The following is an 11,618-nucleotide window of genomic DNA, read 5'->3' as shown; positions in this document are numbered from 1 at the left end:
GCGCCGGTCGGTGGCGGTTCCTTCTCTGGCCAGGGCAATGTCGGTTTCGCTCAATCCCGCTGCCCGCCCGGCTTCGGTGTGTGCGGCCAGGCAGTGGTCGCACCCGATCCACTCCTGTACCGCGAGGGAGATCTTCTCACTCAAGGGGCGCGGGAGCTTGACCCGTTTCATCGCGCACGAGAAGCCGAGATAACCTTCGAGCAACGCCGGTGAATGTGCCATGGTGCGGACCATGTCGCCTGCTGAGCCGTGCCGGTCGATGATCTCCTCGAGGAGTTCTCGGGATCTCTTCGGTGCGTCGGCGGGGGCGAGTGCGTGCAGGTGTCGCATGAGTTTCTCCCAGGGTGTCGGACGATCAGGCAGCAGTACTGGTGCGGTCTGGCCATGTGGCCATCAGGAGAGATGTACTTTTCGGAGTGCGCCTCGCTGACCATGACCCCTCATTCGGTGGCTCGCAGGGCGCGGTGGGCGATGGCGGCGGCGGGAATGAGCAGGGCGAACGTCGCAGCCATGGTCGGGGCGAGTCCCAGCACGCCTTGCACGGCGCCGACGGCGATGTAGAGCAGGCCCGCGAGGGCGCTCCCGATGCCGATCACGATCCCGGCTGCGGCTGCGGGAGCTCGGGGAGCGGCGTTCTGGGCAGCGACGATCAGTAGTGGCTGGCTGGCGTAGAGGAGGGCACCCGCGGCGGCTGCGGCGATCAGCGTGCCGAAACCCGCGGGCAGAACGAGCACGGTCATCAGGGGGAGTGCCGCAGCCAGCAGAGACGCAGCAGTGGTGCGGGCGTAGCCGAGTCGCGCCGCTACGGCCCCGCCTACGACGGCACCGAGCGCTGCGGCGAGGGAGAAAGCCCCGAGGATCCAGCCCAGCAGCGGAGCATCGGTGGCGATACCGTGCTCGGCGACCAGCCAGAGCGGCACGGCACTGGTGAAGGTGATGAACGCGAGGCTGATCAGTGCAGCGGAGATGGTGAGCCACCCGACGGCGCCGGTGAGGGCGCGGTGGTCGAGCATTCGGCTCATGCGGCCGGTGCTGTGGGATTGCCAGACCGGCAGGAGGGTCAGCACACCAAGCGCGAGGGCGAGCCCGGGCAGCATCAGCCATGGAGTTATGCCGGTGCCATGACTGGCGACCAGATACAGAATCAGTACCGGACCGGCGGCGAAGCCGGCCATCCCGCCCGCGGTGAACAGGCCGACGGCCAAGCCGGGGTTCTTCGAGGACGGTCCCCCGACGATGCTTGTGGACACCGGGTGCAGCGCGGCGGACCCGATCCCACCGAGGACGAGCAGGCTCAGCAGGAGGGGAATGCTGTGCGCGACGCCGACCAGGCTGAGTGAGATCGCGGCCAGGGCGACACCTGCCGCGGCGACGCGACGCTGCCCGGCTCGGTCCGCAAGGGCGCCGAGAACCGGCTGGGTGACCGACGAACTGATGGTGAAGACGGCCACGAGCAGCGCCAGGGTCGCGGTGCTGGCCGCGAACCGAACCTGCAGGGTGGGCAACAACGCACCGAGGATGGCGGTCAGGACGTCGTTGACGGCATGCACAAGTGCCAGGAACACCGCCATCCGGGTACCGGACACGACGCCGGGCCGGCTGATCACATGTGGCACGATGCCTCCTTGGCTCGAACCCGGCTCATGCTGATGACGCCGGTGACGGGTGCTCAGATTCTCGCCAACTACCCGTACCCCGTATTTGTTTCCTTCGCATTGCCCTAACTTAGCTGAAGCAGATGAGAACTACCCCGTACCCGTATATTGCTTCACGCCCAAGCGAAGCATGACGAGCCGAAGCAGATCAGCGGCGGCTGCGGGGGTACGGGCTGGGGCGACTCGCCGGTCGGCGGTGAGTATGCGCGCACCGTCGACTTGAGTATCTGAAGCGATCTGCCGTTCCACCAGGGGTGGTTGAGTGGGTGTGCTGGCAACGGCCGTTCCGCCTCGCCGGCGCCTGCGGGCGCGTTGCGGTCGGCGGCGGTCAGAGCAGTGTTGGTGCGGTCATTTTCTTCAGGAGGATGTGCGTGAGTGGGCGTGAGACCGAGGACGGGCAGACGACGGGACGGATCAGGGCAGCCGCCGCGGTTGCCCTCATCGGGGTCGTGGCACCTGTTGTCACGGCCCTTGTGCTGCTCATAGTGGGGCCGCACCAGCTCACGGCGCACAAGCATCCGGACTGGCAGCCGCTATATTTCCTTCCGTCGGCGCTGGCCTTTCTGGGCGGGATACTCGCCTTCCGCCACGGCAGCAGGTCGCGGCGACGCGGCCTTCGGGGTCATGAGTTCCTGTGGTTCGTCAGCGCCCTCAGCTTCCTCATCTCGGTTGCGCTACTGCTGTTCGGTGCGTATGCCCTCCTGATGTCGAGCATCGGCGTCGAGGACGGCGGATGGGACTAACGCCTTCTCCGGACGGGCACTGCGGGGGAGGCCCCCCGACGGCCAGGGCCCTCCTTCGGCAGAGTCGTCAGGACACCGTACGGCCGAGGAAGCCGCGAATGTAGGCGCCATCCGAGGGTCGGCGTCGAGGTCCTTGGCGGCCGACACCACGGCTGCGGATCCACCGGCGACCATGCCCAACGTCGCTGTCGCCCGGTCGATCCGCCCGATCCGGATCAGGACGGTGGTGGCCGCGAGAGTCAGCACGACCGTCGCACCGGTGACCCCGGCGAGAGGCAACGCCGCCCCGGCCACATTCGCGCCCTGGGCGCATCCCCCGTGCTCAACGACCAGGAATGGCCTCGCGACCCTGATGATCGTCATTGACGAGCGACGGATTTCGCGACCTCGGCGTTGGCGAGCCGTACGAGTCGGCCGCCCAGGTCGATCAACGCAGCGGGCCCGTGCCCGAAGGTCCTCGTGCCCTGGGGCGATGGCCCCTGTCCCGGCTGCGGTATCCGTGTTTGGTGGGAGTGGGAGCGTTGGTGCGGCAGGTGCTTGTGAGGGAGCCGGAGCACGCCCGATCCGAGGAAGGTCGGAGGTGGTCGGCATGTTGGTCCGCGAGGTCATGACCTCTCCGGTGGTGACCGTGCCATCCGATTGGACGGTGAAGCAGGCCGTGCACCTCTTGTACGAGCGCGATGTCACCGCGGCCGGCCGTGTGTGCCCTCGCGGTGCGTTGTGCTGTCCGGTTCGGGGACCTTCGGCTCTGCCGCTCGTGATGTCGATCAGGTTGCGTTGAAGGACGAGCGGTGGGCGAGCGGAGCCTGGGGAGTCGGGGCCGGTGCCGTACGGCGTGCCGCATCGCGCGGGCGTGGGGCGCCCGCAGGGTGGTGCTGACCCTTCGCGCACCGGCCCGGCACGTGCTTCCGTGTGGCCCGGGCCTGTCCCCATGCCCAGGCTGGACGGCCGAGGAAGGAGTCCAGGGATGACTCAGCCCGACGACCAGCGGCCCCAGCGACTCGCCGACCAGTTGGCCGTCTCGTTGCATGTCGTACGAACGGCGCTGAGCCGTGCGTCGACGGTTCTCTTCGGTGACGAAGCCGCTGCCGAGGACAGCATGAAGGCAGCCGAACAGGCGCTGCACGAGTTGCGCGAGGAGATCGAGGAGATCGAGGAGATCGCGCTCGCCGCACCCTACGGCGCATCGGAATCGTCGGACGTTCGCGTGACCGTTGCGGTGGTCCATCTCGGCGGCGACATGGAGCGCCTGGCCAAACTGACACAGCAGATCGCCGAGATCGCCTGGTCGCGTTGGTCAAAGCCGCCGCTGCCCGCACACCTGGGGGCTGCCGCCGAGACGATGAGCGGTGGTGTGCTGGCTCTGGTGGCCAGGGCGGGCGAGACCATGAAGCTGGAGCCGGCGGCGGCTGAAGCCGCCACGGCGCTGGACCGGCACGTGGGCGAGATCGCGGGCCAGCAACGGCTCCTCGACCGGTTGCTGGTGTCGGGAGATCCGCCGGTTGACGTCTCGGACGCGGTTGACGTGGCGTTGCTGGGGCGCTGCTACGAGGGCTGTGCGCGCCACGCGGTGTCGGCTGCCTGCCACGTGGCCATGCTGGCCACCTGACCCCGATCGGCAGGGGGCGAGGCGATTCATGGCAGGCCCGCGGGCGCCGTCACGTCGAGGATCTGCTGCCACACCGCGTCGTTCAGGACGTTCCCGCGATGGGTCACCACGATCGCGGCCTGGAGAGGGTCCGTCAGTTCGATCGCCAGGGCGCCGTCGTGTATCAGGTGGGCCAGCAGCGCCGCGATGCGGTGTGCGAAGGCGGCCGAGGCCGTGGCCGCGACACGCGAGGGAAGGTTGCCCGCGCCGATGACGAGAATGCCCGGCCCGGCGGTTACGGTGGTGTCCGGTACGGCGAGTTCGACCGTACCGATGCCAGGCTCCACGGTGGTGTCGACGACCACCGAGCCCGGCCGCATGGCCCTGACCGCCTCGGCAGTGATCAGACCGTCCGGCTCCGCGCCCGGTGGCTCCCACGGCGTGGCGATGACGATGTCGAACCGCGGGATCACCGCGGTGAGCGCCAGACGCACGGCCGCCGGGAATCCGGCCGCCGACAGGTCGAGGTACTCGGCGCCCGCGCAGAGCACCTCATCGATGGCGCGCCGGCTCGCGTCGTACACCTCGACGCGTGCCCCGAGCCCGTGGGCTGTGGCCATCGCCTGAAGGCCGGTCGCGCCGCCGCCGACGACGAGTACCCGCACCGGTCCGGTGCCTTCTTCTCCGACCGTGGCGGGCAGACAACGGCCACAGTGGTGGGCTGCGACCAGAACGGCCTCGTAGCCGGTGATCCGTTCCTGAGAGGCGGCGGCGTCCAGCAACTCACCGTGGATGAGAGCGGACGGCATGAGGTCCAGGCTGATCGAGGTGATCCCCTGGACCGCCCAGTTCCGGATCGTCAGGGGGCTGCGAAGGGGCTGGAGGAGGCCCATCAGGGCCTGCCCGCGCCGGAGCCGACAGTCCACGCGGAGACGAGGCGCCTGGACCCCGACCAGGAGGTCCGCCAGGCCGAAGAGTCGTGAGCGGGTCAGGACGGCTACACCTGCCTCGGCGTACGCGGCGTCGGTGAACCCGGCGGCGGCGCCGGCTCCAGCCTGGACCGCCACGTCCACCCCCAGCGCCGAGACAGCGCCAACGGCTGCGGGGACGAGCGCCACGCGGCGTTCACCGGGCGCGGTCTCCTTGGCGACGCCCACCATCAGGCGTGCCATCGACCTCACCTCCAGCGGTGATCCTTATGCAACTTATGCTAGCCAAAGGGCGTTTTGCGAAGTTTTGTGGTGGGGGTTTCGTGGTGGGGGCCGGATACTGAAGCCATGGCCGGTCAACGGTGGCAGTTCTGGATCGACCGGGGCGGCACCTTCACCGACATCGTCGCCCGGCGCCCCGACGGCCGGCTGCTGTCGCACAAGCTGCTGTCGGAGAACCCCGCGCGCTACCGCGATCCGGCCGTGGCCGGAATCCGTCTGCTGCTAGGCCTGCCCGAGCATGAGCCCGTACCCGCCGCTCGTGTCGACGCCGTACGGATGGGCACCACGGTGGCGACCAACGCCCTGCTGGAGCGCAAGGGCGAGCGCGTGGCCCTGGTGATCACACGCGGCTTCGCCGACGCGCTGCGGATCGGCTACCAGAACCGGCCACGGATCTTCGACCGCGAGATCGTCCTGCCGGAGCAGCTGTACGAGACGGTGATCGAGGTCGACGAGCGGATCATGGCCGACGGCGCGGTGCTGCGTCCCCCTGACCTCGACCGGCTCGCCGACGACCTGCGGCAGGCGTACGACGACGGCATCCGCGCTGTAGCCGTGGTGTGCCTGCACAGTCACCTGCATCCGGCGCACGAGCGGGCGATCGGCGAGCTGGCCGAACGGACCGGCTTTCCGCAGGTGTCGCTGTCCAGCGAGGTCAGCCCGATGATGAAGCTGGTGCCACGGGGCGACACGACGGTGGTCGACGCCTACCTCTCACCCGTGCTGCGCCGGTACGTGGCGCACGTCGCGGAGCAGATGCGCAGCGTGCGGCTGATGTTCATGCAGTCCAACGGCGGCCTGGCCGAGGCCGGGCACTTCCACGGCAAGGACGCCGTCCTCTCCGGCCCGGCCGGAGGCATCGTCGGCATGGTCCGCATGTCACGGCTCGCCGGCTTCGACAAGGTGATCGGCTTCGACATGGGCGGCACCTCCACCGACGTGTCGCACTACGCCGGCGCGTACGAGCGGGTGCTGACCACGCAGGTGGCCGGCGTACGGCTGCGCGCCCCGATGCTCGACATCCACACCGTCGCCGCCGGAGGCGGCTCTGTGCTGCAGTTCGACGGCAGCCGCTACCGGGTCGGACCGGACTCCGCCGGCGCGGACCCGGGACCGGCCTGCTACCGCGCCGGGGGCCCGCTGACCGTCACCGATGCCAACGTGATGCTCGGGCGAGTACAGCCCGCCCACTTCCCCACGGTGTTCGGCCCCGGCGGGGACCAGCCCCTGGACGACGGCCTCGTGCGGCTGCGGTTCGCCGACCTGGCCGAGCGGATCCGCGCCGAGACCGGCGACGAGCGCTCGCCCGAGGAGATGGCCGAGGGCTACCTGCGGATCGCCGTGGCCAACATTGCCAACGCCGTCAAGCGCATCTCCGTACAGAAGGGCCATGACGTCACCGAGTATGTCCTGACCACGTTCGGGGGCGCGGGCGGCCAGCACGCCTGCGCGGTGGCAGACTCGCTCGGCATCCGCACCGTACTGGTGCCGCCGATGGCCGGGGTGCTCTCGGCGCTCGGAATGGGCCTCGCCGACACCACTGCCATGCGTGAACAGTCCGTGGAGACCCGGCTGGACGCGGACGCGATGCCGAAGATCATGGAGGTCGCCGAGGCATTGGACTCGGCGGCGCGCACCGAGCTGCTCGACGAAGGGGTGCCGACCGAGCGGATCAGAGTGACCCGGCGCGCCCACCTGCGCTACGACGGCACCGACACCACCGTCCCGGTCGACCTGGCCGATCCGGATGCCATGACCGTGGCCTTCGAGGCCGGACACCGGGCCCGTTATTCGTTCCTGATGGACCGTCCGCTGATCGTCGAGGTGCTCTCGGCGGAGGCGACCGGGCTCACCGAGCAGCCCGACCTCGCCCATCTCGCGCAGCCCCCGCCGGGATACGAGAGCCCGGCCGACGGCACCGTACGGCTGTACACACACGGCGCCTGGCGCCGGGTGCCGCTGCGCCGCCGCGAACTGATGCGGCCCGGCGACCGCCTGACCGGCCCGGCCGTTATCACCGAGGCCAACGCGACCACCGTCGTGGACGATGGCTGGCAGGCGACGCCGACAGCCGCCGGGCACCTGCTGGTCCGGAGAGTGGCCGCCGTCGGTGAGGCGCGGGTCGGCGCCGAGGCAGACCCCGTCCTCCTGGAGATCTTCAACAACCTCTTCATGTCGATCGCCGAGCAGATGGGGGCACGGCTGGAGTCGACCGCCCAGTCCGTGAACATCAAAGAGCGGCTCGACTTCTCCTGCGCGCTGTTCGACCCGGACGGCAACCTCATCGCCAACGCCCCGCACATCCCGGTGCACCTCGGCTCGATGGGAACCAGCGTCAAGGAGGTCATCCGCCGCCGCGCGGGCACGATGCGACCGGGCGACACCTACGCGGTCAACGACCCGTACCACGGTGGCACCCACCTGCCCGACATCACCGTGATCACCCCGGTCTTCGGGACGGAGGCCGAAGACGGGCGGATCCTGTTCTTCGTCGCGTCGCGTGGCCATCACGCGGAGATCGGCGGGCTCACCCCCGGCTCCATGCCGGCGGGCAGCCGCCGGATCGAGGAGGAAGGCGTCCTGTTCGACAACTGGCTGCTTGTTGAGGACGGCCGGTTCCACGAGGCCGAGACGCTGCGGCTGCTCACCAGCGGCCCGTACCCGTCCCGCGACCCCGCCACCAATCTGGCCGACCTGCGCGCTCAGATCGCTGCCAACCGCAAGGGCGTCGACGAGGTCGGCGCCATGATCGAGCACTTCGGCCTCGATGTCGTCCAGGCCTACATGCGGCACGTCCAGGACAACGCCGAGGAGTCCGTACGCCGGGTGATCGACGCGCTGAGCGACGGCGCCTGCCGGTACGAGACGGACTCCGGCGCGGTGATCTCGGTACATGTCACCGTCGACCACGCCCGGCGCTCCGCGACGCTGGACTTCACCGGCACCTCGCCGCAGCTCGACTCCAACCTCAACGCACCCTCGTCGGTGGTGACGGCTGCCGTGCTCTACGTCTTCCGCGCCCTGGTGGCCGACGACATCCCGCTCAACGACGGCTGTCTGCGCCCGTTGCGGATCGTCATCCCCGAGGGTTCGATGCTCGCACCCGTCCCTCCGGCGGCCGTGGTCGCCGGGAACGTGGAGACCTCTCAGGCGATCACCGGGGCCCTGTACGCCGCGATGGGCGTCCAGGCCGAGGGCTCGGGGACGATGAACAACGTGTCCTTCGGCAACGAGCGGCACCAGTACTACGAGACGGTCGCCTCCGGCTCCGGGGCGGGCAACGGATTCCATGGGGCGTCTGTCGTACAGACCCATATGACCAACTCCCGGCTGACCGATCCGGAGGTCCTCGAATGGCGCCACCCCGTGCTCGTCGAGGAGTTCGCCATCCGGCGGGGTAGCGGCGGCGCCGGCCGCTGGCATGGCGGCGACGGAGCCGTCCGCCGGATCCGCTTCCGTGAGCCGGTGACGGTCAGCACCCTGTCAGGTCACCGGCGAATACCGCCCTACGGCATGGCCGGTGGGTCCCCGGGCGCCCTCGGCGCCAACCGTGTGGAGCGCGCCAACGGCAGCGTCCAGCATCTCGCCGGGTGCGACAACACCGACCTGGACACCGGCGACGTCCTGGTCATCGAGACCCCCGGCGGCGGTGGATACGGCCCGCAACTCTGAGAAGAGAGGAGCACCATGCCAGAACCGCGCCCCTTGAGATCACGGTCCTGGAAACGTCGGAAGCGGTGCGTCGCGAGCACCGTGGTTTCGCCAGATATGAACGTCATCGTCGCACCACGATACCGACGGTGGCTTGGGAAGGCCTTCCCCTGCCGTCGGCCAGGTGAGTGCGAGGGCTGACTCGACGATTTCGCGTCGGCGAGTCAGCTGAACACTGCTCTGTGTGACGTATTCGGTCGGCGCGACGCTGTATGAGATGAGGCACGGTGGCCATGCCGTGTTTCATCGCTGCGTTCCCTGTGTGGCGGCGGGTCCCATCCGGGTTGAGGTGTAGCCGTGGGCGGGTGAGGCTCCGCATCGGTGGCCGGCCCGGTGACCGCTCGCATGGTCTGTGCCACCGAGTTGCGTTGGGTGCGCGGCGTCGGGTCCTGTCCTTCGGTTGCTCGTTGGGCGGGGCCCGGTCTGCCGCTGGCAGTGCCCGATGTTCCACCGACACCTGCGTGAGCTCGACATGATCGACGACCTGGAAGGTCTGGAATCCGTCACGGACATTAACGCGCATGCCGTGCGGATTGCCGGCGTCATCACTCCTAACGCCGAATGCGGGAGCTATCGCGTGGTCTTCGGCTGTTGTCTTCCGCGTTAGGGGACTGCAGCCGGCCGAAGTTACCTGAGGGCGCCGTGCAACCCATGTCGGGACCTATGCGTAGTTAACGGTGCAGAAGCCTTACCAGGGAGAAGGGGAACACAACAAAGATGGTCTAGCCATCTACCGGTCACATGCGTGGTCATTGTGGCTTCTCAGTGCGATACCGCTCTCGTTGGGGACCGTCCCCGCTCTCCCCAGCATCACGATCTCTTGGAGTGTTCGTGGGTTATCGTTCCAAGCACGCTCGCCACGACCGTACGACCGGGTTGTACGCGTCGTTGGGCGGCTTGTGCAGTTTGATGGCGGTTATGGCGGTCGCCGCGTCGCTGATGAGCGGTTGCGGAAAGGGCCAGGCGGCGGGGGGCTCCTCGGATGGGCAGTCGTCGACGGCCGCGGCGAAGTTGCCACAGGCGACGACGTACACGACGTTGAAGGGCATGCCGCTGGACCCGGATCCGTTCGCCGGCGGCGACGGGACGGTGGTGCATCCGCCGGCGCCGGTGAAGGTGTCCGCTCAGGTGGGCGGACCGCCCGTGGCGGTGCTGCCCAGTTCGCAGCTGGGCAGCCCCACCTGGGTTCCGGTGGTGGAGTCCAAGCCGGGGTGGCTGCGGGTGCTACTGCCCAGCCGGCCCAACCGGGCGACCGGATGGATCCCCACCGGCGGTGTCAAGCTGCAACTCGCCCGCAGTACGCACGTCGTCAAGGTCGATGTGAGCACGCGCCGGCTCACCATCATCAAGTCCGGGCGGAAGGCCGGGACGTGGACGGTCGCGGTAGGGGCCGCCAAGACACCCACCCCGACCGGTCGTACGTTCATGCTCGCCTCGCTGGAACCGGACAAGCGAACCTACAGTCCGCTGATCCTGCCGGTCGGAGCGCACTCCGAAACCCTCGACACCTTCGGCGGCGGACCGGGCACCGTCGCCTTCCACGGCTGGCCCACCACATCGGTATTCGGCAAAGCGGTCACCCACGGCTGTGTACGAGTGCCGACGGACGCGCTACGGCACCTGTCGAAGGTGCCACTGGGCACGCCTGTCCTGATCACGAACTAGCCATCCTCGGTGCTCGCCCCCTGAAGTCCCCCCGAGTTCCAACCCCCCGAAGTTCAACCCCCTTAAGGAGACAATTGTGCGTTTGACGCATCTGACCAAATACGCCGCAGTCGCGGGCGTGGCGGCCATGCCGTTGATCATCACAGCAGCACCCGCCGCCTACGCCACCAACGGTGGATACGGCTCGGCCTACGGCATCTCCGCCACCGGACCAGTGGCCATTCCGCCGACCCCATCGGTGTCCTCCACGGCCAAGCAGCCGACCCGCAAGAGCCTCGCCGAACTGCCCGCCAACCCACTGGCGGACGCATCGGTGCTCTCGGTGGCCGCCTGGGCCGGTCACGGACGGGCCAGCGTAGCCGACCTGAAACTGGCCAACGCCGCCCTCTCCGCAAAACTGATCTTCGCAAAGTGCGAGAACCGCAACGGCGTCACGCACCTGGGCAAAGTTGTCCTGAACGGCCAAAAGCTCAAAGTCAGCCCCAAGCCCAACAGCGCCATCACCGTGTCACTGGCCAACATCGGCACAGCCTCGGCAACCCTCAACAAACAAGTCCGCAACCCAGACGGCGGCCTGACCGTCACCGCGATCGAACTCAGCCTGCCGATCGGGCCGGGCAAAACCCAGACGGTCAGCATCGCCTCCGTCACCTGCGGCCCCACGGCACCATCGCACGAGCCCACCCCGCCCGGTGACCCGAACCAAACCCCCGCCCCAAGCCCAACTCCCACGACCACCACGCCCCCTGCGGCACCTGTGCCCACCCCCGTCACCGGCGACCTACCCGTGACCGGCTGAGCCACAACACAGAAACGATCAAGGTGAGGGATCCGCACACGAAAGGCCACGGATCCCTCACCGCGATCACAGAATCTACGACGCAGCGCCAAGCACTTAAGGAAATTACTTTGTCCTCGCGACCGCACCGACTCGTCCGGGCTGAAAGAGTCGTTCTCCGGTGCGCTAGCGCGACTGGGCATCGACGGCGCTTACCGCAGGTCTCGCGCGGCCGTTTGTGGGTGGGGGCGGCGCTCCGACCAGCTC

At 68.7% G+C, this 11,618-nt stretch carries 11 protein-coding genes; 7 read left to right on the top strand and 4 right to left on the bottom strand.

Features of this window, described 5'->3' with window-relative positions; translation table 11 throughout:
- A partial coding sequence (locus HKK74_RS21835) for a carboxymuconolactone decarboxylase family protein (protein ID WP_187245114.1) occupies positions 1 to 330 on the bottom strand: 330 nt, incomplete at its 3' end.
- A gap of 110 nt (positions 331 to 440) precedes the next feature.
- Positions 441 to 1,616 carry an MFS transporter gene (locus HKK74_RS21830; RefSeq protein WP_187245113.1) on the bottom strand — a complete coding sequence of 392 codons (1,176 nt, stop codon included), beginning with the start codon at positions 1,614 to 1,616 and terminating at the stop codon, positions 441 to 443.
- Positions 1,617 to 2,026: 410 nt separating this feature from the next.
- On the opposite strand from HKK74_RS21830, the gene HKK74_RS21825 reads away from it, so the two are divergent.
- A complete protein-coding gene (locus HKK74_RS21825) occupies positions 2,027 to 2,398 on the top strand; it encodes a hypothetical protein (RefSeq protein ID WP_187245112.1) in 372 nt (123 codons plus the stop codon).
- Here the strand turns inward: HKK74_RS21825 and HKK74_RS41965 are convergent.
- Positions 2,330 to 2,761, bottom strand: a complete 432-nt coding sequence (locus HKK74_RS41965; protein WP_187245111.1) for an AbrB family transcriptional regulator — start codon at positions 2,759 to 2,761, stop codon at positions 2,330 to 2,332. The two genes, HKK74_RS21825 and HKK74_RS41965, sit on opposite strands and share 69 nt — an antisense overlap.
- Between HKK74_RS41965 and HKK74_RS41960 the strand changes: the two genes are divergently transcribed.
- Positions 2,751 to 3,179, top strand: a complete 429-nt coding sequence (locus tag HKK74_RS41960) for a CBS domain-containing protein (RefSeq protein WP_376771545.1) — start codon at positions 2,751 to 2,753, stop codon at positions 3,177 to 3,179. The two genes, HKK74_RS41965 and HKK74_RS41960, sit on opposite strands and share 11 nt — an antisense overlap.
- 186 nt (positions 3,180 to 3,365) lie before the next feature.
- Positions 3,366 to 4,007 (top strand): phosphate signaling complex PhoU family protein, encoded by a 642-nt coding sequence (locus tag HKK74_RS21815; protein ID WP_187245110.1) that lies wholly within the window; start codon positions 3,366 to 3,368, stop codon positions 4,005 to 4,007.
- Positions 4,008 to 4,033: 26 nt separating this feature from the next.
- On the opposite strand, the gene HKK74_RS21810 is transcribed toward HKK74_RS21815, so the two are convergent.
- On the bottom strand, positions 4,034 to 5,158 hold the full coding sequence (locus HKK74_RS21810; protein WP_187245109.1) for a Rossmann-fold NAD(P)-binding domain-containing protein: 1,125 nt from the start codon (positions 5,156 to 5,158) through the stop codon (positions 4,034 to 4,036).
- A gap of 105 nt (positions 5,159 to 5,263) precedes the next feature.
- On the opposite strand from HKK74_RS21810, the gene HKK74_RS21805 reads away from it, so the two are divergent.
- The 4 genes from HKK74_RS21805 (at position 5,264) to HKK74_RS21795 (ending at position 11,372) form a co-directional block, all read left to right on the top strand.
- A complete protein-coding gene (locus HKK74_RS21805; protein ID WP_187245108.1) occupies positions 5,264 to 8,869 on the top strand; it encodes a hydantoinase B/oxoprolinase family protein in 3,606 nt (1,201 codons plus the stop codon).
- Between the two features lie 511 nt (positions 8,870 to 9,380).
- The gene (locus HKK74_RS40990) at positions 9,381 to 9,515 is read left to right on the top strand and encodes a hypothetical protein (protein WP_281397936.1); all 135 of its coding nucleotides are present in this window, start codon (positions 9,381 to 9,383) and stop codon (positions 9,513 to 9,515) included.
- 134 nt (positions 9,516 to 9,649) lie between these two features.
- Positions 9,650 to 10,573 carry a protein-sorting L,D-transpeptidase LdtCP gene (ldtCP, locus tag HKK74_RS21800; RefSeq protein ID WP_514130590.1) on the top strand — a complete coding sequence of 308 codons (924 nt, stop codon included), beginning with the start codon at positions 9,650 to 9,652 and terminating at the stop codon, positions 10,571 to 10,573.
- 76 nt (positions 10,574 to 10,649) lie between these two features.
- On the top strand, positions 10,650 to 11,372 hold the full coding sequence (locus tag HKK74_RS21795) for a choice-of-anchor P domain-containing protein (protein ID WP_187245107.1): 723 nt from the start codon (positions 10,650 to 10,652) through the stop codon (positions 11,370 to 11,372).
- Positions 11,373 to 11,618: the final 246 nt, after the last annotated feature.

The organism is Actinomadura alba (assembly GCF_014323705.1).
GTDB lineage: Bacteria > Actinomycetota > Actinomycetes > Streptosporangiales > Streptosporangiaceae > Actinomadura_C > Actinomadura_C alba.
Note: the sequence above shows the minus strand (reverse complement) of the source record. Positions and strands in the feature narration are given on the sequence as shown.